Genomic DNA, 26,128 nt, shown 5'->3' with positions numbered 1-26,128 from the left:
CAAGTGTGATGCTTGAGGGTTTTTGTTTTACTGGATAAATCTAAATAAGAAAGTAAGGCTAAAAAACTAGACCACCACCTCAACATTTTCAGGATAAGAATGTATGCAAGCACCAAATGCATCACCTTCTTGATTAGAGCTACCTTGCCCATTGTCCAACAGCCATGCAACGACTTGCTTATGTACCCTATCGTTGTAAAGTAAATTGTAATGACTTACGCCATAAAAAATGGCCTTGTGCCCTTCAGGTACCGACAAAGCATGCTCGCCATCATACTCCCCTAGCGCAGATTCTATTGTTACCAGACCATCGCCCAATAAGCTTGTGGCTTTGGAGTCGTAATGAGCCTCAACCAGCGTGGCCGCGATAAAGTAAGTATTCACATGTAGCGGCAGACGAGCAGGATGATGAAAGTCTTGCGGTAGCACACTGCGGCCTTCTAAAGACTTCCAATCATCGTCACGAATACTACCATGTCGCAAATCGATAATGCCTGTACTACGTAAATCACCCAGTTTGGCAAGCGACCCTGCAAAAGGCAGCTTGGCGATCATATCTTGCACAAAATAACCGATACGCTCTAGGCTTGCACCATGATGCGGTGAGCCAAGAGTAATGAGGTTACTAACTCGTTTCACCCAGTTAAAACCTTGTTGTTTGCCATAGAACAGCGCACTACGAGCGACCAATCCACCCATGCTATGCCCAACCAAATCTATCTGACTGATATTTGGGTTATTATCTACTAACTGTTGTAGCACTTTAGAGAAGTTGCGACCATTGAGTGAGATGCGCCGTCCAGTATTGTAATCAAGGTATAGAACGGTAGATTTTGGCAGACTGCGACTAATACACGCGCCAAGACTATTACCTGCAGTTGGTTGCCAGCTCAAGTGACTCATACAAAGACCATGGCATAAAACAATAACGCGCCCTGATATCTCTTTGTTTTTTAGATGTCCATATCTTGGGCGTAAAGAGCTGTCGTATAAAATCATCGGGATAGCGAGAGGGTTATTATGTGTGACAAGATGGTCGCCCATTACGCCATTTAGAACGTTGATAAGCTGTTTTAGTGTTTCAGGTAGCGGGCGCGAGTCTTTTTGATTGAGCAGGCTTTTATATATTCGCAGCGCTGAGGCTAGATTGTTGCCTACTAGCCGTGTTACTTGGCGTACTGCCCCATAGATTCGCCCGGTAAGACCACGTTGCCATTTACTGACATTGCCTTCGTTAAAACGTCCCAAAGGACGTAGAATAATCTCACGATGGATGGCTTCTACAATGTCAGTAACCTCAACCACACCCATTGTCGCAAGCTGTGCCAATCCTTCAAAGAAATCACTCAAAGAGATAGGTTTGTGCGAGGTCATGGTTTTACTGTCTTCGGTATTTAATCCAATTTCATCATCGACATAGATATATTCAAGCTGTGCCAACTCTTCATACACGTCACCCTGAAATTTCGCGCTAGCTTCAGAGTCAGAATTAGCATTAACATTAAACTTAGGCTGATTTTTAGCAAATAAATCGTGAATGCTATCGATAGAATCTGGATTGTTCATAGTTTTGATGTATTTAGTGATAAGGATACTCTTACATATTATCCTGTAAATGCGGTAAACAAAACATTTATACTGTCACGCTAGCTTTCTAAAATATCGCTTAGTGAAAATACCTAATAAAAAATCCCAAGTCATGGCTTGAGATTATTTATTAGGTATTTACTAAATACGAACAGCTTAACTTCTATGTCGTTTTTATATCCGTTGCAAACGATTCTGCTAGTATGACATCTCCATCCTCGCGAGTAATCATGACTGTAGCTGAGCGCGGAGTACTGCCACCAGCGACTGCGCCCCAATTATTACCGGGATGCTGAATGTTAATGAATAACGTTTTAAAGTCTGGGGTCATGGTAATACCGGTCACCTCACAGCCTTCAGGACCGACAAAAAATCGTTTAATATTGTCATTATTTGCTTTCATACCGACACGAGTTTGCTGTCCTGCCGAAGTAGTTTTGAGCGTGCCATCGCTGACATTACCCGGTAGTGCTGCGAGCAACATGCAACTGCTGGTATCGGTATAAGCGCCGTCATCAGTCTGAATCCACAATACCCCACGTGGGTCGAAATACAAACCATCTGGTGAAGAAAAATCGTTATTATCATTTAATTGCGATAAGTTTTCTGCTGACAAAGCACTCGGTGCAGCAAATAGATAAATATCCCACTCAAAGCTCGTTGCCGCATGCTCGCCTCCTGCTTCTGCCCAGCGGATAATATGACCATTGTCATTGCCGCGCGCTTTACCACGAGCCTGATAACTGCGCGGGTTGGTTGCAGACACTGGTTGATCATCACGTTCACCGCGATATTTATTATTGGTCAAAGTCACATAAACTTCACCAGTAATGGGACTGACCGATACCCATTCAGGACGATCCATCTTGGTTGCCCCTAACGTGTCAGCAGCAGCACGCGCAAACACTAAAACGTCATCTTGTCCATTGAAGGGCAGCACGCTATTAGAGGCATCTAGTCCGTTTTGACCATGAACCAGCGGCTGCCACTCACCACTACCATCGTCATGGAAGATTGCAACGTATAGCGTGCCCTCATTCATATACTTGTCACCAGCTTTTAAGCCCGCTCCTATGTCTTTATTTGACCACAGGGCTTTAGAGACAAACTTATAGATATACTCACCGCGGGCATCATCACCCATATAAAAAACCACTGGTTTGCCTTGCTCAACAGGCGCATAGGCGCAGTTTTCGTGAGCAAAACGACCCAGCGCTGTACGTTTTTGTGGCATAGAATGTTGGTCAAAAGGGTCAATTTCGGTGATATAACCAAAGGTGTTAAAACCATTGCGGTAATCGTCAGTCGCAGTTGCACCGACAGCAGTCATGTCCCAGCGGGAAAATTCATCAGAGATTTTGGCGTCTTTGGCTTCTGGGGTATGCCATAAGTACCCTGAGCTGGCAAAATTTTCTGTTGCACCATAACGCTCACGACCGTAATTCTGTGCGACAGTTAATTGACTGGCATCTTGACCACGGGCAAAAACTCCTAAAAAATTCTCTTCGGTCGTCAAATACGTGCCCCAAGGCGATAGTCCTGCACCGCAATTATTATTGATTCCACGAGTCTGAAAGCCTGTCGGATCAAACTTGGTCTTGACCAAATCAGAGCCAGCAACTGGCCCTGCCAACTGCGATTGAGTACTGCTAGTAATGCGGCGATTGTATTTTGAATTGAGCACCATCTCATAACCTATGCCATTGGCGCGGCGAGTCATCTCAACCACAGCCACGCCATGACAATTGGCTTCACGGCGCACATCACTGGCGAGGCGACGATTTTTAAATATGGGTGCAGCATTATTATTTTGGATTACATGGTAGCCAAACGGGCTTAGCTCGCTACTATTCACGTACTCATGGTTCATGACCAGCAGACCATTCTCTGACGCTTTAGCATCGTATCCATGGCCCTTTTTGCCAAAGAACCACATGCCATCATGGTTGTCACCCATACGCCAATCAAACGACTCAGCAGACTGCTCACGATTGTCTTTCCAATCATCAATGCCAGAAATTAATGGCGTGCCCAGTGGTAATATAATTTCAGCTTTATAACCTTCCGCCACGCTCATTGTTTCGGCAGTGGAATGCGCAACTGCTTTAAACTTTAAAGTCTCAGGACGCTTTAAATCACCTTGTGCAGGAATAGCAGCATCATTATCATTATTGACAAGGGGGCTTCCAGCACTACTTTCATCATTGTCAGCACATCCGACTAAAGGAAGTGCGCCAAAGAAAGCAGCAGCTGTCAATCCTGTACCACCTTTTAGAATACTACGGCGGTTCAGACGACGATTGATAATGCTTTGAAAGTCAGTATTATGAGTAGGATTGGAGTCTTCAACAACTTCGTGGGCAAGATTTTGCTTATCATTCAGTAATGTCATTTTATTCAATAATGTCATAGTCAATCACCTTGCTGTTAGGCTAGATTAGCATAAAGGGTTCAGTCGCAGCTTTGTAATTACCACTACGAAAATGCGGATTACGCTTGAGTCTATTGAACTTTCATGACGATAAGATGACATTTAAATAACAGGCTTTATTTAAACAAAAAAAATCCTAAGTATTGGCTCAGGATTTTGTATTTTCAGACATCAAATTTTTATTTAAGCCTATATTTAAAGTAACGCTATTGTACCCGCGTCTGCCACTCATGCGCGCCCAATACCAATTTTAACTCATCGCCTGCATGCAGTATACCAACGCCGCTTGGGGTGCCAGTCATAATCACATCACCTGCTTGCAAACTAAAAGCATGACTAATCTCAGCAAGTAATTCATACACAGGGAAAAGCATCAACGTACTGTCACCATCTTGCTTAAGCTCATCATTAATATAAAGCTGATAATGCACATTGCTAAAATCACCAAATGCTTGTGGGTCAACCCAATCAGCGAGTACGCACGCGCCATCAAAGCACTTCGCACGCTCCCAAGGATGACCTTTTTGTTTAAGCTCAGTCTGTAAATCGCGTAAGGTCAAGTCAAGCCCTATAGTGACGCTACCGATTGCTTGCTGTGCTTGCGCTACCGTTGCATTGCTCAAGTCAGCAGATAACTGAATACAAAGCTCTGCTTCATAATGAGTATCACCATAGCGATCTGAATCTGGTCGTATGATATCGTTGCGCATAAAAGCCACTGATGATGCAGGCTTCATAAATAAAATTGGCGACTTTGGTATCTCGTTGCCTAACTCCTGCGCATGGGCAGCATAGTTACGACCGACGCAGACAACTTTACCAATCGAGATACGGCCAGTTTTGACTTTAACATCTCCCTCGTCAGCATGAGCGAAAACGTCATTAATCAAAGACACATGGGGTGATTCACTCATAGTAGGTTCTCACAAACAGGGGAAGTCATAGGGTCATTTATAGTACGCTATCTTTTACCGCTTCGATTGCGACTACTTGATAAACTTATCATAATTCACAATCATCATAGCTCGTACTGATACATTTAGCAGAAATGTATTTTCTGACTATGGAATAGTACGCGTCACGACATCTGGCGGTACATAACTGGCATGGCGGTTCATTCTTTTTTCAAACATGCCAAAAGTGAATAAAATAACCCATGACAATAGCAAGTAGACGATACCAGCAGCAAAGAACAGCTCCATCAAGGTATAGGTACGCGCGCTGATCGTACGTGCCACTCCAGTGATATCCATCAGTGCAATGGTTGATGCCAAGGCACTGCCTTTGAGCATAAAGATAACTTCGTTACTATAAGCTGGAATCACAATACCAAATGCTCGCGGTAAGGTGATACGGGTAAGCTTCTGCCATTTTGACATACCGACAGCATCGGCAGCTTCAAGCTCGCCAACTGGGATAGTCTGAATAGCCCCGCGAATAATTTCAGCGAGATAGGCGCTAGTATTCATCGTAAAGGCAATAATAGCGCACCAATAAGCTTGGCTGAGTACTGGCTCCCATAAGAACGAATCACGTACCGCTTCAAACTGCCCAAGACCATAATAAATCAAAAATATCTGTACCAGCAGCGGTGTGCCACGGAAGAAGAAGATATAAAGAAAAGGTATTATTTGTACTACCCAGCTTTTGGACAGTCGCAATAACGCCAAAACCAAACCAAAAAATAGCCCAATAATGCCTGATATTACGACTAGCTGTACAGTTAATACTGCGCCGCCTAATAAATCTGGGATATGATCAAAAATAACCTGCCAATTCCAATCCATGAGTATCTCTCCTCTACCCTGTGGTCGATTGACGGGGATTTGGTTGACGGCTAAGCTTTTTGGCATAGCGCGCTGCTGGATTAGCACGCCATTCAAGCCACATCATAAAGCCTGTAATGAGCATCGTCAGCCCTAAATAAATAATCGCTGCTGCCATATAAAAGGTGAAAGGCTGCTGCGTTGACTGGGCGGCGCGCGATGACTGATACATAATATCTTTAAGACCGATGACCGATACTAGCGCAGTATCTTTTAGCAATACCAAGAATAAGTTACCTAGACCAGGTAAGGCAATTTGCCATACTTGCGGTAAAGTAATGCGGTAAAAGGTCTGAAAAGGACGCATGCCAATCGCTTGCGCGGCCTCACTCTGCCCTATAGGAATCTCTTGAATGGACATCCGAAAGATTTCGGTCGCATAAGCGCCAAAGGCAATGGATAGCGCCATGACCCCACCCCAAAACGCACTAATCTCGACATAGTCGTTGTAACCGAATTTTTTGAGGATGCTCATCAGCAGAATAGAGCCGCCATAATAAATGAACAGTACCAATAGCAACTCAGGAATACCACGCATTGTCGCTGTATAAACAGTCGCAATTTTACGTAGTATCCAGACATTGGACAGCTTGGCTGTGGCACCTAAAAGCCCTAAGACCATACCTATAATTAAGCTGGTCATAGCAAGCTTGATAGTGACGGTTGCGCCGCTCAGTAATAGCGCGCCAAATCCTTGTAAGTCAAACACAGTTGTCCACTCAGTCTCTTTATATCAGCAAATTAGCAGAATATTAGTTGAACGAATCAGTACCAATAGCCTTGCACCATGTATGGCAACACCGCGTTTGAGCTCGCGTATAGACTATGATTAATTGACTCGGCAAAAATGAGCCGTGATTTTATCATAATCGGCAAGCTCTATGTTACTGCTCATACGCAAAACCTGTATCTAGACGGATGCTAATCGTGCCAAAACGACACTGCTAAGACCAATCTAGCGATACTGTGCAGTCAGTTTTATCAGAGCAGTTGCTCTTTATAGATAAAAACAAAAAATTCATAAATAAAAAAGGATATCACCAATATGGCAATATCCTTCTGACTAATAAAATAAGTATTTCGTGACTAGCTAGTAAATTACTACTGACCAGCGGTATCCGTTGCGGGCTCAGCAGCTACCGTTGTTTCGGTCGCTGGCATCGCGAAGTATTTTTGATTAAGTTCATCATAAGTTCCATTAGCTTTTATATTAGCCAATGATTGATTAATCTTAGCGTGCAAAGCATCACCAGGACGAACAGCTATTGCGAAGTTATCATTAATATCAATCTCATCACCTTTAATCATATAAGGACTACCTGATGGTGAGCTTAACCATTCCAGCGCTGGTACTTTGTCAGAGATCATCGCATCAACGCGACCGGATCCTAAATCCAGAAACGCATTGCTCAACGTATCATATAACTTCATGTTGGCTTTTGGATATTCGCCTTCTAACCACTGTGAGGAGATTGTTGAGCGTTGGGCGGCGATAGAATGGGCATCAATATCGCTACTTTTACTTGGATCAAAGCTACTCTCTTTTCTAGCTAAAAACACCAAAGTATTACTAAAATAGGGATCGGTAAAGCTGACTTGTTGTGCACGTTCTGGTGTTATAGACATCGCAGCTACAATCGCATCATACTTGCCAGCTTTAAGTCCAGGAATGATACCATCCCAATCTTGCGCCGTAATCTCACAAGTGACTTGCATATCGGCACAGATAGCGTTGGCCATATCGACATCGAAGCCGCCAAGTGTCCCATCTGCATTGGTATAGTTAAAAGGCGCATAGGCACCTTCGGTACCAATCCGTAGCACATCACCTGTTTCAGAAACTGTCGTCGTCTCAGTAGCGCTCTGATTAACATCATCAGTGCTATCTTGGCTGTTGCTGCAACCAGCTAATGCAAAGACAGCAGCCATGGCCAGCAAAGATGCTGAAAAACGACTCATCCTAACCGATTTGATGACTGATGCACGAGTCATGACGATGACTGGGACAAAATAGTTGCTCATAATCATCCTTGATGTTTACTTAGTAAAAAACAATATCTACCTTTATAAGGTAGACGCTGTATTAGTTGGTCGCCGCTTCTGTTTGTTCTTCTTTAGCAATCATAGCATTAGCATCGACATCACCATCATCGATGACCACTACTTTCTCAACACCACCCGTTGCAACTGCTTTTTGGGCAGCAGCTGTAGTGCTAGTACCAAAGTAGCTACCAGTGATTTGATCATAGACGCCATTAGCTTTCAACTCAGTCAAAGCCTGATTGAATTTAGCAACTAAAGGATCACCTTTACGAAAGGCCATACCCATTGCGTCTTCTTCAGTACTGATCTCTTGCCCTTTGACTTCATAGTCCTTGCCAGCTTCTGTCTTTAGCCAATCAATACCCGTCACTTTATCTGACATCATCGCACGTACGCGACCTGAAGTTAGATCTAAATAAGCATTATCTTGGGTATCATAAAGTTTGATATCAGCGTCTGGATATTCATCTTGCAAGTACTGTGATGAAACCGTTGAGCGCTGTGAAGCAACAGGCTGCCCTTTTAGATCTGCAACACTAATAGCGTCACCTTTTTTACCGATCAAAATAATACCAGTATGAAAGTACGGATCAGTAAATTCCACCACTTCTTTACGTTCAGGCGTAATCGACATACCAGCAATAATGGCATCGAATTTTTGTGCGTTGAGACCAGGAATGAGGCCATCCCAGTCTTGTGATATTAGCTCACATTCTGCTTTCATTTGCGCACATAGCGCATCGACCAGTTCTACCTCATAACCGATAAGCTTGCCATCAGCGTCAGTATAACTAAATGGCTTGTAGCTTGATTCCGTAGCAATTTTTATATTGATAGGAGTGTCAGTAGTCGCTGTATCAGATGCGGTACTTTCCTCTGGTGCAGAGCTATTATTACAGCCAGCCAGCATTAGCATCGCTGCACTAAGCGGTGCCAACCATTTGGCTCTATTTACGAATGATGATGTCATAGATATTGTCATAATTGCTATTCTCTTATTTCTAAATCAGAAGATTATTGACCAAAATTCTCTTGCTCAAGACGGGCAAGCTCACCGTTACTACGTATTTCGCTTAATGCCTTATTGAAGTCATCTCTGAGAGAGTCATTTTTACGCACAGCAATAGCAATATTGTCATCATTGTCTATTTCATCACCAACAATACCAAAGCCTTCAGTATTATCTGCTAACCAAGATTTGGCAGAGACTTTTTCAGCCAATACTGCATCGCTACGGCCTGATTTTAAATCTAAGTAGGCGTTGTCATAGTTATCGTATAACTGAACGGTATTACCGTCTTTACCTTCGTAATTCTCTTGCAGATAAGCGCCTGGAGTCGTTGAACGCTGGCCACCTAAAGTTAGGTTTTTCATAGCCACTGGATTAAAGCTACTGTTAGTATCGGTCAGCCATACCATCGTATTAGCAAAGTAAGGTTCAGTAAAATCGACTTTTTCTTGACGTTCAGGAGTAATTGACATACCAGCGACTACGGCATCGTATTTTTGTGCTAGTAGACCTGGAATAATACCGTCCCAATCTTGAGCGACAATCTCACACTTTGCTTGCATTTGCGCACATAAAGCATTAGCAACATCGATATCAAAGCCTGCCAAGCTACCATCAGCATTAGTATAGTTAAAAGGAGGATAAGCGCCCTCAGTCGCGATGCGAATGGTCTTACCAGCCGCGTCCGCCGCAGGTGCATCAGCATTAGTATCAGTGGCTTCATTAGCAGGTTGGCTACAAGCACTAAGCGCAATGGCTGCAGTGATGGTCATTGACGACCACAATAGACGAGAGTTCGACATCATACGTTCCTCATTTTTTAATAGGGTTTCTGATAGATAATTATGTTGTTTTAACTTTTGACATCCTTGCCAAATAATAAATGTAATAACAAATATTGACATTTTATAGACTACTCGATAATACCTGACTAAAATATCAAAAACAAACGTTTTGCATATTGACTGTCATTATTGAGTAATAAAGTATTAAGCAAGGACGGATAGCATGATGAATAACTATTTGATGCCATCGATATTTGGCGATATCAAATAGTTATTTAATGATTTAATGCTTGAAGGTGTTGAGTATTGAACAAATTATTATGACTGGTTTTGACTATGCGATGCCATAAACTCTTTAACTCGCTCTGAGGTTGGATTGTCAAAGACTTGCTCAGGCGTGCCAATCTCTTCAATAACGCCTTGATGCAAAAACACCACTTTGCTTGACACTTCACGGGCAAAGCGCATTTCATGGGTGACAATTAGCATCGTACGTCCCTCTTCTGCCAAATCTCGCATGACAGCGAGTACCTCATTAACCAGCTCAGGATCGAGCGCAGAAGTTGGCTCATCAAATAATAATACACGCGGCTGCATAGCTAGCGCACGAGCGATAGCAACACGCTGACGTTGACCGCCTGATAAGTTGGCAGGATAAGCGTCTTTTTTGTCCAGTAAGCCGACTTTATCTAGTAGCTTTTCAGCATCACTGATGGCCTGATCTTTTTTAATTTTTAAGACCTGCGTTGGCCCTTCAATAATGTTTTGAAGGATGGTTTTATGCGGCCATAGATTGAAGTTTTGAAATACAAAACCCACGCGTGCACGTAAACTCTCAAGCTGTTTGTTGTCTACTGCTTGCATCTCACCGGACTTTGTTGGTTTTAGCATGAGCTCATCATTGCCGATAATAATACGGCCTTGATTTGGCTTTTCGAGCAAATTAACACAACGTAATAAAGTAGATTTTCCAGAGCCAGAAGACCCCAAGATAGAGATCACATCACCATCATAGGCAGTCAGTGATACACCTTTGAGCACAGCCAATGAGCCGAAGCTTTTATGAAGATCTTGTAACTCTAAGGCGATAGGGCGAGTCGAGTTTGCGGCAGTCTCAAGCATGGGTTAGCGGATTTCCATTAAAAATGATTAAAAAGAGAAGCGTAATAACAAAGTTATGATAACTTAAAAAAATAGGGACTGGTAGCGTATCAATATAATGACAAGTCTCATCAGTCGTTTGCGCCACATTGTCGCTTAAAACAGGGCTAAAAGGCAAACTTTCTATCTTTTTTCATGCTTAATATCTCTAATTGCGTCATCCATAAAAAAGGCTCAGATCGCATTAACGTGTCTGAGCTTTTTTTATATTATCAGCTTTATTTTATGAAAAATACTAATAGGTAGAAACATGCTCTTCTGATTCGCTACCATCTAGCATCTCGGAGTCATCAACACCTACCGCTACGCCATCATTAGCTTCGGCAACCGCGACATCGTCGTTCATCATATCGGTATTGGCATCACTAGCCATATCCATATCTTCAGAGGCTACTGCAACATCTTCATTTGCCATATGATTATCATTAGCCACACCAGTTGCACCCTGCTCTACTTCTGCCTGAGCATCCATAGCGGTTTCGTCTTCACTCATAGGTGCTTCTTTATCTGCACAAGCACTCAATGTTAAAGCCGCTGCTGCTAGTGATGCATACAACCATTTTTTATGCATAGATTTATGAGTGGTCTTCTCTATCATTTTCATGTTTTTAGTGGTATTCATCTCAACTCTCCGTCGCTCAATCAGCAATAATGGGATTTAAAAGTTTTATAAACACACCCAATCAATATTGAGCCTAGTGCATACTTAACGATTTAGTGTTCAACTATACTGACAACTTCCGATTACTACCTTAGTAGTTACAGCATAGTTGTGTTAAAAATGCGTAACTGTATAAGTATCAAATGTTTATCATAAAATATCATTAATGAAACTTTCTTTGATAAGGGCCTCTTTAATAAAAGCACTTTATAACCCAACTTCAATACAAAGCTAAATACATGCCTTTAAAAGCCAGTAACTATAGGTTAGAAGCAGATATTGTTCACAAATTCGTCTTTACTATCGACTGTAACTCCTCTATGTTAAATAGCATAACGCTGTAACAGTGATAAAACTTACCTTTTCACCCATTATTAGCGCTTCTTTGTGCACTTTTGCCTTCTTTGGCATGTTTATTTTGTATAACCTATTATTATGACGAACAATAACTTCTATCCACAGATATAAGGAAAATGATCTATGAGTCAACCAAATACCACAGATATCACCGCTTACATGCAACAAGTTGGCAAACAAGCCCGTGCAGCATCTCGTGCTCTTGCCGCTGCTAATACTGGCGATAAAAATTCAGCACTTATGGCGATTCATGATGTATTAGTTGATGCCAAACAAGATATTTTATCCGCCAATCAAATTGATATGGACAATGGTCAAAAAAATGACCTTGATGCTGCCCTACTGGATCGTTTAGAGCTAAACGACGCTCGGTTTGAGGGTATGCTACAAGGTCTCAAAGACGTCTCTACCCTACCTGACCCTATTGGCGAAGTGACTGACATGACCTTTCGTCCATCAGGTATTCACTTAGGTAAAATGCGTGTGCCACTTGGCGTGGTCGGCATGATTTATGAATCACGTCCAAACGTTACTTTAGAAGCGGCATCTCTTGCCCTAAAATCTGGCAACGCTATTATTTTACGCGGTGGCTCAGAGGCATTCGAATCTAATCAAGCAATTGCTAAGTGTATTTACCAAGGCCTAAAAAATGTGGGTCTATCTGAACATAGCGTCCAAGTACTACAAACGACAGATCGTGCAGCGGTTGGCGAGCTTATCACCATGACAGAGTATGTAGATGTAATTGTACCGCGTGGTGGTAAAAGTTTGATTGCACGTATCAGTAATGACGCTAAAGTTCCAGTTATCAAACATTTAGACGGTAACTGTCATACCTTTATTGATAGCGATGCCAAGCCTAATATCGCCATCGAAGTCAGCGTCAACGCTAAAACCCATCGTTACGGTACTTGCAATACGATGGAGACATTGCTGGTCGATGAAGCAGTTGCAGATGAGCTACTACCACAGATCGCTGAAGCTATTATCCAAGCTGATGATGCTATGCAACTGCGTCTTGATGATAAGTCGCAAGCTATCTTAAATGACAACGCTAAGCTTGATGGACATTTAACAGCAGCGACAGATGAGGATTGGGATACCGAATATCTAGCACCTATTTTAGCGATTAAAATCGTGGCAGGCCTTGATGAAGCGATTGAACATATCAACACCCATGGCAGCCATCATACCGATGTCATTATCACTGATAACTATACTAAGTCGCAGCGCTTTATCCGTGAAGTAGACTCAGCTAGCGTGATGATTAATGCCTCTAGCCGATTTGCTGATGGCTTTGAATATGGTTTGGGTGCAGAGATTGGCATCTCAACCGACAAGATTCATGCGCGTGGTCCTGTAGGTCTTGAAGGTTTGACCTCACAAAAATGGATCGTCTATGGACATGGTGAGACCCGCGCCTAACTTATTATGCTTTAACCTACCATTTGTAGCTTAACCTAAAGTATAATCCACAAAAAACGTCAGCCTAATTGCTGGCGTTTTTTATTAGTTATAAAAACAGGAAGCTTACAGGACGACATACGCATGCAAAGTGGCGAAATCAAACACTGGAAACAAGATAAAGGCTATGGCTTTATCGAGGTAGATAATCAAAGTGAAGACGTGTTTTTTCATGTCAGTAAAGTGAAGTTGTCGCAACCAATTGCTGTAGGTCAAAGAGTCTATTTCAACAGTGAACGTAACGATAAAAACCAGTTAAGAGCAACTGAAGTCACTGATACATCATTGAGCCTTCAAGAAAGGGCAGATTCGGATTCTCCCAAACGCCCATCAAGCAATACCAATCAAAACAATACTAGCCAAAATAATGGCTTTCACAATAGTCAGAATAATCGAAACAATCATAGCAATCGCAACCACCATCGTAGTAGCCAAGATAAGAAAAGCTCGCTATCTACCCTATTTAGTTTGATAACTATCATTGCAGTTGCTGTTTATTTCTTTGCCGATTTAAAGTCTACTTTTTTTACAGATAGCGTCCAACCGACCTCTATATCACAAACCTCATCGGAAACGAGCCAATCAAAGGCACGTGGCATAACTGGCGACCCTCAGATAGACCAAACCATCGCGCTTATTCAACAAGGTGGACCTTTTCCATATCCTAATAAGGACGGTACTACTTTTTATAATCGAGAAGGCAGACTACCCGCGCAGTCCCAAGGCTACTACCGTGAATATACCGTACCTACGCCTGGGGTTTCTCATCGCGGGGCGCGGCGCATTGTCACTGGTGGTAATCCTCCAACCATATATTATTTGACCGTCGACCACTACGATAGCTTTCGAAAATTGGAGGTAAATTAATATGAGCCAAGCCATTTATTATATTAATCAAAACGGCATTAACCAAAACGGTACAACACTTAGTGACAGCATTCCTGAGCAGGCTGTTAACATCCCCATCGGTAAAGTGCTTGATAAAGAAAATCTCTTAACCAGCTTAGCCAAAGCGTGCGATTTTCCTAGCTACTTTGTCCATAATTGGGACAGTGCTTGGGACTGCTTGACGGATAGTGATGTCACTCATTTACAGCTCAGTTTAACTAAGACAGAAACCATCAATACTAAAGACTTTAACGTTTTTAAAAGCATTATTGAAGATGCCTACAAAGATTTTGGTAAGCCGCAATTGTGGGTGATTGTTTCGTCCGAAATTGTGTCGTCCGAAGATAAGGACTAGTCGCTAATTATCACAAAAACCTGATTTCGAGATAAAGCCATATTTATCCCGGATTCAGGTTAATTAATATTTAGAGAAAGGATTAACGTATGGAAATTACTTTAAACGGCTATTACACATTGATATTAGCCACCTTAGTGCTACTGCTGGGACGCTTTTTGGTTAAGAGAATTAAGTTTTTAGAAGACTTTAACATTCCAGAGCCAGTTGCTGGTGGCTTGGTTGCTGCAATTGTTGTCTATATTTTAAATATCTTTTGGGGATATACCTTTAACTTTCATCAAGGTTTGCAGACGGCAACTATGCTCATGTTCTTTGCCTCTATTGGACTCAGTGCTGACTTTGGTAGGCTTAAAGCGGGTGGTTCGCCGTTATTGATTTTCACTATTGTGGTATCGGTTTTTATTGTCTTGCAAGATGTCGTTGGCGTGGCCATGGCAAGCGCATTGGGACTTGATCCTCTACTCGGATTAGTAACAGGTTCTATTGCTCTTACCGGAGGACACGGCACAGCAGGTGCTTGGGGCATTACTTTAGAAGAAGATTATGGCGTGGTTGGAGCGACGACGCTTGGTATTGCGGTTGCAACCTATGGCTTGGTAGCAGGTGGTATCGTTGGTGGTCCTGTTGCGCGGCGCTTGATTCAAAGGCTTGGTCTAAAACCTACACCAGCCAATCCAAATCCTAGTGACATCGAAAAGGTCGCTGGTGCGCAGTCATTGTACAGTACCAAACATGATGAAGATTCAGCGCATAGCAATAAAGAAATCTTTGAAAGACCTGACAGTATGCGCTTTATCACTGCCTCCTCTACTATTGAAACGTTAGCGCTATTTGCTGGTGCATTGGCATTTGCAGATGCTATGACACTCGTTGCAGCAGATACTTGGTTTGAGTTACCCACCTTCGTTTGGGCATTGGCAGGCGGTGTCATTATCCGTAATGTGTTAACGATGGTGTTTGATTTTGATATGTTCGACCGCTCCATTGATGTGTTTGGTAACGCTTCTTTGAGTCTATTCTTAGCGATGGCATTGCTGTCATTAAAACTTTGGCAGTTGACTGATCTAGCGGGTCCTGTATTAATTATCTTGCTGGTGCAGACAGCGATTATGATTGTGTATGTCTACTTTATAACGTTCAAAGTAATGGGCAAAAACTATGATGCAGCTGTGTTATCAGCAGGACATTGTGGTTTTGGTATGGGCGCAACGCCGACTGCGATTGCCAATATGCAGGCAGTCACCGATCGCTACTTGCCATCACCTAAAGCGTTTTTGATTGTGCCAATGGTTGGTGCTTTCTTCGTTGATATCGTCAACGCTACGATATTGCAGATATTTACGAAGTTGCCGTTTATGTAAGTTAAGAGTGTAATAGCATCAGACCTAATTGCTTAAGAAAACAAAAAAACCGCCTAGCAAAAGCTAAGCGGTTTTTATATTATCTGATTTTATTTATTTAAAGTTTACTGGTTTTTTTCGTAAACTGGCAGCTCTTTACAGATAGCTTCTACTTTGCCACGTATTTCAGCAAGGACTTTTTCATCACCACGGCTGTCTAGGACATCACAGATCCAACCAGCTAAATCACTAGCTTGTGCTTCGTTAAAGCCACGAGTAGTAATTGCTGGAGTACCAATACGGATACCAGAAGTGACGAACGGAGATTTTGGATCATTTGGTACTGCGTTTTTATTCACAGTGATATGTGCATCGCCAAGCCATTTGTCCGCTTCTTTACCAGTCATTTCTTGCTTAACTAAGCTGATAAGCATCAGATGGTTTTCAGTACCACCAGAGATGATTTCATAACCACGCTCTTGGATGACTTTAGCCATTGCTTGGGCGTTTTTAACGACTTGCTGCTGGTAAGTTTTGAAGTTATCTTCCAAGGCTTCTTTAAAGCAGATCGCTTTAGCAGCGATTACATGCATCAACGGGCCACCTTGGTTGCCTGGGAATACAGCAGAGTTGAGCTTTTTCGCCAGCTTCTCATCACGTGCCAAGATCATACCTGAGCGCGGGCCACGTAAGGTTTTGTGGGTTGTAGTAGTCACTACATCAGCAAACGGTACTGGGCTTGGGTAAACGCCACCAGCGATAAGACCTGCAACGTGTGCCATATCTACCAGTAAGTACGCACCTACTTCGTCGGCGATTTCACGGAAACGCGCCCAATCAACCACTTGTGAATACGCTGAAAAACCAGCAATAATCATTTTAGGCTTATGCTCTTTTGCCAAACGCTCAACTTCGTCATAATCGATCAGACCTGTTTCTTCAACTAGGCCATATTGTACGGCATTATAGTTAAGGCCTGAGAAGTTGATATGCGCGCCATGAGTCAAGTGACCACCCGCATCTAGACTCATTCCTAGTACCGTATCGTTGGCATCAAGTAATGCTAAAAATACCGCTGAGTTTGCTTGGCTACCTGAATGCGGCTGTACGTTTACATACTCGGCACCGAACAATTCTTTTGCGCGATCAATAGCCAATTGCTCAACGATATCAACGTGCTCACAGCCACCATAATAACGCTTGCCTGGATAGCCTTCAGCATATTTATTGGTTAGATCTGTGCCTTGTGCTTCCATCACTGCTTGCGAGCAATAGTTCTCTGATGCAATAAGCTCAATGTGGTTTTCTTGACGCACGCTTTCAGCTTCCATGGCTTTAGAAAGTTCTGGATCATAATCCTTGATAGATATATCTTTAAACATATTAATGTCCTATATATTGACTATTTTTAGAGGGGAGCTAGTAGAAGGAAGACGCCTAGAATCGGCGTCTCGGTATCAGCAATAGTTTTGATGTGCTTCTGCATTCAGAGTATCGCTATGACCAAGTGTAACATGAAATTTCACGTTATGAGCGCAAAAAAACCTTGCCTTAAGCTGAATGAATTAAACGCCTTTATAACGGGCATAAATTGCCAACGAAATAACTGTTTTACTTATTTTTAATACATGCCAGCACATGTTAGATACGTCATATTTAGCAACGTTTATCTATAAGACGTATATTTATTAAAAATCCTCAAGCATTGCCGGACAAAAATGCTGGCAAAAAGGTCTCGCTGATAAGTAATTTGCGTCCATACCAATCATAACGTGTTTGGCGTTGCCAACCATCTTCGGTGAAGCAGACAAAACGCTTATTAGGTAAGGTTCGACTACGTTTGAATAGAACGTAGCCGATAGGAGTACCTTTTAGTTGCTGTAGACGGCGCGCGCGTCCTTTTAAACTTGATAAAGGAAGGACACTTTGCGCCTGTACCCAAGGTCTATCGTCATTACCATACAGCTGGACTTCACGTATCCACGCTATCATTGGACGATTAAGTGCTAAGCCGTGCAGACCTAGTTGCTGCTTTTGGCTTAACGTAAGCTGACGATAGCCTTCAAAACTAAGCTCTACGCGTAATGGCTGTCCTGCCCTTTCTTCGAGCATTGCAGTCAAAGAGCCTTCGGCATTGAGCCACGATAGTAGCTCAATTGGTGGTATCAAAGTATTGGAATAATCAAAGGAGTGACTGGGCATAAGTGACTAAATGTGAGAGGTTAGAAAAGAAAAACCAATATTGATCATGATTATCAAACCTTATTCATCATGATCAATAAACTTGGGCATATTATCAATATTAAATGGTAATGCATCATGTGCTTGCTGGCGATATCGCGTCATTTGTAGTCGATCTTTTGTACAGAAGTCTGCAATCGCTGGTACAAAACGCGGATCATAAATACGGTGCAAAGAATGCGTTTTGGTTGGAATAAAACCCCGTATTAATTTGTGCTCGCCTTGAGTACCTGGATCAAAATTTTTCAGACCCTGCTCAATGGCAAACTCAATGCCTTGATAATAGCACAGCTCAAAATGCAAGCTGTCATACTCACCAAGCGCTCCCCAATAACGACCATATAAAGTCGCATTTTCACTATGAGGTTTATCATATAAGAACAAACTACTGGCAATAATCTTATCATTACTATCATAAGCTTGCGCTAAAAACAGATACTCAGGCATGTCTTTTGCCAATGCCATAAAAAACGCTTCTTTTAGATATGGCTGCTGTCCGCGAACGGCATAGGTCATCACATAACAATGATAAAACGCCTTCCAATCCGCATCAGTAATTTCATCTCCGCACTTACGAACACAGTAAATTTCTTGTGCAGCAACCTTCCTACGCTCAGCGCGGATATTTTTACGTTTTTTAGCCGTCAATGTCATTAAGAACGCATCAAAGTCTGCAAAGGGCTTGCCGTCTTGTAGTAAGTCCTCATTCTGCCATAGGAACTGACAGCCTTGGCGCTCAAGGATAGGATTGTTTGCAGTAAGCTCTACTATTTCAGTATTGGTCACCTGTGCTGGATCAACCATATTATTGGCAGGCATTGATGACGTCGCAAGTTTGGCTAATTCTGGCGTCACAAACAATCCATGCCAGCCTGATGCTCCTACTTGCTGCGCAATATCGTCCACCCCTGCTATCGCAGTTTTTACAATATCGGCGTTAAGCGTTTCACCAGCTGCCAACCACAATCGCTGACCGGTAATCGGTGTATAAGGTGAGCTTGTGACCAGACGCGGGTAATAGTCAATGCCATAATGCGCATAAGCCTGTGCCCATGCGTGATCAAAGACGAATTCCCCACGATGATGATCTTTTACAAAGACTGGCATGACAGCGACAGGCTGAGAGATGTCCACTGGTGCTGTGGTTGTTGTGGTTGGATCATCTAACGCTTCACTCTCAGCACCATCTGTACGATAGACCAAAATGAAGATAGGCAACCATCCTGCCCGCTCACCAATCGCACCGGTATCTATCAATGCCTGCCAAAAGGCAAACGACATAAAAGGGGTATCAGGCAGTTGCCAATCGGCTCGACTCTGCCAACTAGTATCGTTAAGTAGCGCATACTGTAGATTCATAAGACTCACACTGTTTTTTCTTTATCGTTTAGCCTATCAAACGTCAGATATTTTGCTGTCACAATTTGCAAAAAATGCAGATAAAATGAACATCGCAAATAGAGAGATTATCATAATGGTTTCCAACCAAGCATAAAAAAGCCACCTACAAAAATGCAGATGACTTTACTTGACGTTTTATTATTTAATAACAATATTAAGTGCTGTTTGTCTGTCAATTGTATTTGCAATGTGTATATATATACCGGTTTTATCGCTTTTACTTTAAAAAACAGGGTTAAAGAGCGGTACTTGAATGGAAAAGATGATATCGAGGCTGATGACTGGTAGAATAACGTTGTTATTAGCTTAATATAATTCCGATACATAGGATATGAGCGAAAACGGTACACTTAGTTCATTATATAAGATTGACATCGTATCGTATTTATAGTGGATTCACTATGATATGCCGTCAACAGTTCACTTTCAAACAGTTTAGAGCGTATGTTCTAAGTCTTATTTTAGTGAATGTTAGCGACTGAAGATTTTCAGAAGTTTCCAAGTGTTTTAAGACTACCTACGATTTGTTCAAATTAACCGCATAATCATTATTGCATAGACTTGTTAAGTCATATTTAAGCTCTATTATTCACTACAGACTAGAGGAACAATTATAAATGTCAAAGATTATTTATACCAAAACTGATGAGGCCCCTGCTCTAGCAACCCTATCCTTCTTACCTATTGTTGAAGCTTTTACAAAAACAGCAGGGATTGCTGTTGAAACCAGTGATATCTCTGTTGCCGCACGAGTATTGGCTGAATTTCCTGAATACCTAACAGAAGAACAACGCGTTCCAGATAATTTAGCTGAGCTTGGTCGTCTAACACAAGACCCTAACACCAATATTATCAAGCTGCCAAACATCAGTGCTTCTGTGCAGCAGCTTAAAGCTGCTATCAAAGAGCTGCAAAGCAAAGGCTTCGCGTTACCTGATTTTCCTGAAGATCCACAATCTGACGAAGAAAAAGAGCTACGTAAGCGTTATGGTAAAAGCCTAGGCAGTTCGGTTAACCCCGTATTGCGTGAGGGTAACTCAGACCGCCGCGCTCCTAAAGCCGTCAAGAACTATGCTCGCAAACATCCGCATTCTATGGGTGAATGGAAACAGTGGTCAAGCACGCACGTGTCACACATGCATGGCGGCGACTTCTATGATGGCGAACAATCGATGACCTTGGACAAAGCCCGTACTGTACGTATGGACTTGTTACTTGATGATGGTACCAGTAAGGTCTTGAAGCCTAAAATTGCGCTACAAGACAAAGAAGTCATTGATTTGATGGTCATGAGCAAAAAATCATTATTAGAGTTTTATGAGCAAGAAATGGAAGATTGCCGCGAAGCTGGCATCTTGTTTTCACTGCACGTAAAAGCAACTATGATGAAAGTGTCACACCCTATCGTGTTTGGACATGCCGTCAGAATTTATTATAAAGATGCATTTGACAAGCATGGTGCTTTCTTCGATGAGTTAGGCATTAACGTCAACAACGGTATGGCTGACCTATACGACAAAATATCAACACTACCGGCATCAAAGCGTGAAGAGATTGAGCAAGATTTGCATGCTTGTCAAGAGCATCGCCCACGTCTCGCCATGGTTGATTCTGCAAAAGGTATCACCAACTTCCATTCACCAAGCGACATTATTGTCGATGCATCGATGCCTGCTATGATTCGAAATGGTGGTAAAATGTGGGGCGCTGATGGCAAACTATATGATTGTAAAGCCGTCATGCCTGAGTCTACCTTTGCCCGTATTTATCAAGAGATGATCAACTTCTGTAAATGGCATGGTAACTTTGACCCAACCACTATGGGTACTGTCCCTAACGTTGGCCTCATGGCACAAAAAGCCGAAGAGTATGGCTCGCACGATAAAACCTTTGAATCTAGTGATGCGGGTATTGCACGTATTGTTGATGTTGATACCGATGAAGTATTGCTTGAAAAGCGTGTTGAAAAAGGCGATATCTGGCGCATGTGTCAAGTCAAAGACTTACCTATCCAAGATTGGGTTAAGCTTGCCGTACGCCGCGCGCGCGAGTCAGACACCCCTGTCATCTTCTGGTTAGACCCATACCGTCCACATGAGAATGAGCTAATCAAAAAAGTTAACACTTACTTGAAAGATCATGACACTGACGGCCTGCATATTGAAATCATGTCACAGGTTCGCGCCATGCGTTATACCTTAGAGCGCGTTGCTCGTGGTCTTGATACTATCTCAGCAACTGGTAACATTTTACGTGACTATCTAACTGACTTATTCCCAATTCTAGAGTTGGGAACGAGTGCCAAGATGCTATCTGTCGTACCGTTAATGAAAGGCGGTGGTTTGTTTGAAACGGGTGCAGGTGGTTCTGCTCCGAAGCACGTTGAGCAGCTAGTAGAAGAAAACCACTTACGTTGGGATTCACTAGGTGAGTTTTTAGCATTGACGGTATCTTTAGAACACTTGGCTAGCAACGATGACAATGCTAAAGCTAAAGTATTGGCAGATACGCTAGATAAAGCGACAGAAAAACTGTTGCTAAATGACAAGTCACCATCACGTAAAACTGGTGAAATAGATAACCGTGGCAGCCATTTCTATCTAGCCATGTACTGGGCCGAAGAGCTAGCGGCACAAGAGCAAGATAGCGAACTAAAAGCGCAGTTTACGCCATTTGCGCAAAAGCTGAAAGACAATGAAGACGCAATTGTTAAAGAGCTTAGTAAGGTTCAAGGCAAGTCTGTAGACATCAAAGGCTACTACTATGCAGATGAAGAATTAGCCAAGCAAGTAATGCGTCCAAGTGCTTTATTCAATGACACTTTAGCATCGTTATAATTTATTGTTAGAGTTATTAGTCTTATGTAGGTAAGGTTAGGTAGATTTGCACCTTAACTTATCAAGCCTGTAGAACGCCCCAAAGGTCTTAGATCTTTGGGGCGTTTTTTTGTGCTAGTTATAAAATTTTTGTAAAAGCTAACTGTGAAAAAACACCATTAAAAACGACGATAAAAAAAGCCACCTACATTATTGTAGATGGCTTGTTCAACACTTATATTAAATTGCTTTTAGCTCATGATAGAGCGATGACTATGCATCCATATGCTTAATTATCGCCTTACCAAACTCAGAAGTACTAAGCAAGATAGCATCTGGCATTAAGCGTTCGAAGTCGTAAGTGACCGTCTTATTAGCGATAGCACCTTGAATACCTTCGATAATGAGGTCTGCTGCTTCGACCCAGCCCATATCACGTAACATCATCTCAGCCGATAGAATCAGTGACCCTGGGTTTACTTTGTTCTGGCCAGCATACTTAGGCGCAGTACCATGAGTCGCTTCATAGACAGAGACAGCTCCACCTTTATTAGCTCCCGGTGCGATACCAATACCACCAACCTCAGCTGCTAGTGCATCCGAGATATAGTCACCGTTCAGGTTCAGTGTTGCGACTACTGAGTAATCAGCAGGGCGCATCAAAATCTGTTGTAAGAACGCATCAGCGATCACGTCTTTGATGATAATATCATTACCCGTTTTTGGGTTCTTCATCGTCATCCAAGGACCACCATCTAATAGCTCAGCACCGAAACGCTCTGCGGCTATCTCATAGCCCCACTCTTTAAACGCACCTTCGGTGAACTTCATAATATTACCTTTGTGAACCAGTGTCACACTTGGCAAATCATTATCGATAGCATGTTGAATGGCCTTACGCACTAGGCGCTGAGAGCCTTCTTTTGATACTGGCTTGATACCGATACCACAGTCATCAGAGAAGCGAATCTTCGTGACACCCATTTCTTCTTTTAAGAATTTGATGATTTTCTTGGCTTCATCACTGCCCGCTTTCCACTCAATACCTGCATAGATATCTTCTGAGTTTTCGCGGAAAATAACCATATCAGTTAGCTCCGGATGGTGAACTGGGCTTGGTACGCCTTCAAACCAACGTACTGGACGCTGACAGACATATAAATCAAGCTCTTGACGTACTGCCACGTTCAACGAGCGAAAGCCGCCGCCAACAGGCGTGGTCAATGGGCCTTTAATACTGATAACATAGTCTTTTAAAATCTCTAGCGTTTCACTTGGCAGGTAATCACCATCGTAAATTTTGGCTGCTTTTTCACCTAAGTAAGCCTCCATCCAGATAATTGATTTTTTGCCATGATATGCCTTATCCACTGCAGCATTAACCACTTTTATCATGACAGGAGTGATATCTACACCGATACCATCACCTTCAACGAATGGGATGATTGGATTATTAGGGACATTCAACGATAAATCAGCGTTTACGGTGATTTTTTCTCCGTCTCTTGGTACGATAACCTTATCATAGGACATGAATAAAACTCCTTGGTTGTATGTTATAGGTCGCAAGCACGCTTATCACTCTGTTATGCTAGCTAATTTCCTACTGCACAAATTTAACAATGGTTGGTTTTTTTAGTTGTGAGTTATATAAAAATCTGTAAAAAATGTTATAAATCATCAGGATCATAGTACTAAAATAAGGTGCTAGATGATAATTTCTCTGATACATAGGTCATATACAAATATCAATATTGCAAATACCACTATTTTAGTATGGTTTTAATATTATCTCTTTATTGTATGATAGTAATAGATTAATTAACACGGTCTATAATTACTAAATACCTAATTAAGTACACCCTAACACCTATCGTTTGATTGCTTGGTTTCAAAATGTCAGACAATAGTATTTACCCCTGTTTCTCTTTCTCATCTGTTCTCCTTTTTTATTTTATTAAACTTTCTTAATTTACTCTTCTGTTTGGATATATCTGCTCTATGTCGACATCAAGCCTCATTTTATTCAATAAGCCTTACGGGGTGCAAAGTCAGTTTCGGGACGATAGTAATAACGACCATACCACTTTATCGCAATACTTCACTGACAAGTCCTTAAGAGTCGCCGGTCGACTTGATGCGACCTCAGAAGGTTTACTGATTTTGACAAGTGATGGACGGGTAAATAAAGCCATTACGCACCCGCCAAAAGCCAATGATGGGCACAAACAAGGTAAAACTTATTTAGTACAAGTTGAGGGCATCCCTACTCCTCAGCAACTAAGTCAGCTTGAAAAAGGCGTTGTTCTTAAAGATGGAAAAACCCTACCTGCCAAAGTCAAACAGTTAAGTGAAGATGAGTTACCGATGTCCCTATGGCAACGTGACCCACCGATACGCGAGCGTAAAAGCGTGCCAGACTCATGGCTGATGCTGACTATCTATGAAGGTAAAAACCGTCAAGTAAGACGAATGTCGGCGCATGTTGGCTTACCTTGCTTACGCCTCATTCGCTGGTCTGTAGCAGGATTTGAATTAGGCGATCTAGAAGTTGGTGAATTTGTACGTATTCACCTAAATAGCGAGCGTTGCCAACAACTGGGTATTATGATGTAACCGAATGTATATTAGCGCAAATTTGGCAACGACATTTAAAACGGTAGCGTCTCGAATTGGTAAGGTTAATCTGCTAAGATTCATTATTTGTTGTGTTTCAGCTCTATAATTCGTCAAACTGTTAATCTATTTGACTGTTTGACTTGCTTGTTTATGTTAAGGATATGTCATGACCTCTTCTTATCACTATCGTTTCGCTATTCTCGCTGCTAGCGTAGCATCGGTACTCGCGCTGAGTGCCTGTCAGCCAGCGACTGAAAATACTGAATCTACCAAAATAGAAGAGGTGGTAGCACCCTCAATCGAGACATCTAAAACAGACGACGCTCAAACGATAGAGGCACATGCAGGCCATGACATGTCAAATGTCGACATGAGCGCTGATGATATACAAATGAGCGATATGCTCAAAGACTACACCAAGTCGATGACTAGAATGCATGATGAGATGATGATTGGGATGAACTATAACGATCCAGATACTGCATTTGCTAAGGGAATGCTGGGACATCATCGTGGTGCGGTGGAAATGGCAAAAATTGAGCTGAAATACGGTACTAATCAGGCGATGCGTAAGCTGGCGCAAGAAATCATTGATTCGCAGCAAACTGAAATCGATATCATGAACAAATGGCTTGCCAGCCACCCTGATGCGGCTAAACCTAAACCTGATACTCAGGCAATGCAGCAAGCGTATGCCAAGGGTATGGATGCAATGCATGGCGAGATGACACTGGGTATCGCAAACCCTGTACCTGATATGGCGTTCGCTCGCGGCATGTTACCACATCATATAGGCGCAGTAGATATGGCAATGGTTCAGCTAAAATACGGTACTGATACAGAAATGCGTAAGCTGGCACAGCAGATTATTGATGAACAGCAGCCTGAGATTGAAATCATGCAAGACTGGATTGCTAAGCATGATACCAACGATGTTCTTGTTAAGGATGGCACTATTGATCATGAAGCTGATACGCAAGAACAAGTTAAGCAACCTACTAGCTAAAGCCCATTAAACTCATTGAAGGTTTAATAATATGTTTCGATACTTTGTTTAAACATCTACTAATATAAACCCTTGCTAGGCATCGTTGCTTAGCAAGGGTTTTTTAATTCCTCTCATTACCATAGATAGATAATT

21 protein-coding genes are annotated in these 26,128 nt (G+C 42.3%); 7 read left to right on the top strand and 14 right to left on the bottom strand.

The features are described 5' to 3' along the window. Positions 1-66 precede the first annotated feature (66 nt). The 10 genes from AK823_RS01955 to AK823_RS01910 form a co-directional block, all read right to left on the bottom strand. Positions 67-1,566: an alpha/beta fold hydrolase gene (locus tag AK823_RS01955; RefSeq protein WP_068325774.1), complete on the bottom strand. Its 1,500-nt coding sequence runs from the start codon at positions 1,564-1,566 to the stop codon at positions 67-69. A 184-nt stretch (positions 1,567-1,750) separates the two neighbouring features. Further along, on the bottom strand, positions 1,751-3,979 hold the full coding sequence (locus tag AK823_RS01950) for a PhoX family phosphatase (protein ID WP_068330065.1): 2,229 nt from the start codon (positions 3,977-3,979) through the stop codon (positions 1,751-1,753). A gap of 245 nt (positions 3,980-4,224) precedes the next feature. Next, positions 4,225-4,932, bottom strand: a complete 708-nt coding sequence (locus AK823_RS01945; RefSeq protein ID WP_082785603.1) for a fumarylacetoacetate hydrolase family protein — start codon at positions 4,930-4,932, stop codon at positions 4,225-4,227. 147 nt (positions 4,933-5,079) lie between these two features. Beyond that, complete coding sequence (locus tag AK823_RS01940) at positions 5,080-5,805, bottom strand: ABC transporter permease (RefSeq protein ID WP_068034266.1); 726 nt, start codon at positions 5,803-5,805, stop codon at positions 5,080-5,082. A gap of 13 nt (positions 5,806-5,818) precedes the next feature. Beyond that, on the bottom strand, positions 5,819-6,553 hold the full coding sequence (locus AK823_RS01935; RefSeq protein ID WP_068034264.1) for an ABC transporter permease: 735 nt from the start codon (positions 6,551-6,553) through the stop codon (positions 5,819-5,821). A gap of 392 nt (positions 6,554-6,945) precedes the next feature. Further along, positions 6,946-7,866, bottom strand: a complete 921-nt coding sequence (locus tag AK823_RS01930; protein ID WP_228138898.1) for an ABC transporter substrate-binding protein — start codon at positions 7,864-7,866, stop codon at positions 6,946-6,948. 61 nt (positions 7,867-7,927) lie between these two features. Beyond that, the gene (locus tag AK823_RS01925) at positions 7,928-8,869 is read right to left on the bottom strand and encodes a transporter substrate-binding domain-containing protein (RefSeq protein WP_068325771.1); all 942 of its coding nucleotides are present in this window, start codon (positions 8,867-8,869) and stop codon (positions 7,928-7,930) included. A gap of 32 nt (positions 8,870-8,901) precedes the next feature. Further along, complete coding sequence (locus AK823_RS01920) at positions 8,902-9,702, bottom strand: transporter substrate-binding domain-containing protein (RefSeq protein WP_203226483.1); 801 nt, start codon at positions 9,700-9,702, stop codon at positions 8,902-8,904. 297 nt (positions 9,703-9,999) lie between these two features. Continuing rightward, positions 10,000-10,803 (bottom strand): ATP-binding cassette domain-containing protein, encoded by an 804-nt coding sequence (locus AK823_RS01915; RefSeq protein ID WP_068034258.1) that lies wholly within the window; start codon positions 10,801-10,803, stop codon positions 10,000-10,002. Between the two features lie 274 nt (positions 10,804-11,077). After that, on the bottom strand, positions 11,078-11,464 hold the full coding sequence (locus AK823_RS01910) for a hypothetical protein (protein WP_068325770.1): 387 nt from the start codon (positions 11,462-11,464) through the stop codon (positions 11,078-11,080). Between the two features lie 519 nt (positions 11,465-11,983). Here AK823_RS01910 and AK823_RS01905 point away from each other — a divergent pair. The 4 genes from AK823_RS01905 (at position 11,984) to gltS (ending at position 15,931) form a co-directional block, all read left to right on the top strand. After that, positions 11,984-13,285 carry a glutamate-5-semialdehyde dehydrogenase gene (locus tag AK823_RS01905; RefSeq protein WP_068325769.1) on the top strand — a complete coding sequence of 434 codons (1,302 nt, stop codon included), beginning with the start codon at positions 11,984-11,986 and terminating at the stop codon, positions 13,283-13,285. A 123-nt stretch (positions 13,286-13,408) separates the two neighbouring features. Continuing rightward, positions 13,409-14,191, top strand: coding sequence for a ribonuclease domain-containing protein (locus tag AK823_RS01900; protein ID WP_082785602.1), 783 nt, complete (start codon positions 13,409-13,411; stop codon positions 14,189-14,191). 1 nt (position 14,192) lies between these two features. Beyond that, positions 14,193-14,567: a barstar family protein gene (locus tag AK823_RS01895; protein ID WP_068325767.1), complete on the top strand. Its 375-nt coding sequence runs from the start codon at positions 14,193-14,195 to the stop codon at positions 14,565-14,567. 89 nt (positions 14,568-14,656) lie between these two features. After that, entirely contained in the window at positions 14,657-15,931 is a 1,275-nt protein-coding gene (gltS, locus tag AK823_RS01890; protein ID WP_068034247.1) for a sodium/glutamate symporter, read from the top strand. A gap of 104 nt (positions 15,932-16,035) precedes the next feature. On the opposite strand, the gene glyA is transcribed toward gltS, so the two are convergent. The 3 genes from glyA to AK823_RS01875 form a co-directional block, all read right to left on the bottom strand. Then, positions 16,036-17,292 carry a serine hydroxymethyltransferase gene (gene glyA / locus AK823_RS01885; protein ID WP_068325766.1) on the bottom strand — a complete coding sequence of 419 codons (1,257 nt, stop codon included), beginning with the start codon at positions 17,290-17,292 and terminating at the stop codon, positions 16,036-16,038. A gap of 316 nt (positions 17,293-17,608) precedes the next feature. Then, entirely contained in the window at positions 17,609-18,112 is a 504-nt protein-coding gene (locus tag AK823_RS01880; protein ID WP_068325762.1) for a chorismate lyase, read from the bottom strand. Positions 18,113-18,172: 60 nt separating this feature from the next. Next, positions 18,173-19,510 (bottom strand): GNAT family N-acetyltransferase, encoded by a 1,338-nt coding sequence (locus tag AK823_RS01875; RefSeq protein ID WP_068325759.1) that lies wholly within the window; start codon positions 19,508-19,510, stop codon positions 18,173-18,175. 659 nt (positions 19,511-20,169) lie between these two features. Here AK823_RS01875 and AK823_RS01870 point away from each other — a divergent pair. After that, positions 20,170-22,389 carry an NADP-dependent isocitrate dehydrogenase gene (locus AK823_RS01870; RefSeq protein WP_068325756.1) on the top strand — a complete coding sequence of 740 codons (2,220 nt, stop codon included), beginning with the start codon at positions 20,170-20,172 and terminating at the stop codon, positions 22,387-22,389. 252 nt (positions 22,390-22,641) lie between these two features. On the opposite strand, the gene icd is transcribed toward AK823_RS01870, so the two are convergent. Continuing rightward, positions 22,642-23,901: an NADP-dependent isocitrate dehydrogenase gene (icd, locus tag AK823_RS01865; protein WP_068034238.1), complete on the bottom strand. Its 1,260-nt coding sequence runs from the start codon at positions 23,899-23,901 to the stop codon at positions 22,642-22,644. Positions 23,902-24,369: 468 nt separating this feature from the next. On the opposite strand from icd, the gene AK823_RS01860 reads away from it, so the two are divergent. Next, complete coding sequence (locus AK823_RS01860; protein ID WP_068034237.1) at positions 24,370-24,984, top strand: pseudouridine synthase; 615 nt, start codon at positions 24,370-24,372, stop codon at positions 24,982-24,984. 169 nt (positions 24,985-25,153) lie between these two features. Beyond that, positions 25,154-25,993, top strand: a complete 840-nt coding sequence (locus AK823_RS01855; protein WP_082785601.1) for a DUF305 domain-containing protein — start codon at positions 25,154-25,156, stop codon at positions 25,991-25,993. The last annotated feature ends 135 nt before the right edge of the window (positions 25,994-26,128 follow it).

Origin of the sequence: Psychrobacter sp. P2G3, assembly GCF_001593285.1 — a bacterium.
In the GTDB taxonomy this organism is placed as follows: domain Bacteria; phylum Pseudomonadota; class Gammaproteobacteria; order Pseudomonadales; family Moraxellaceae; genus Psychrobacter.
The sequence above is the reverse complement of the archived record's forward strand: the minus strand, read 5'-3'. Positions and strand labels throughout refer to the sequence as shown.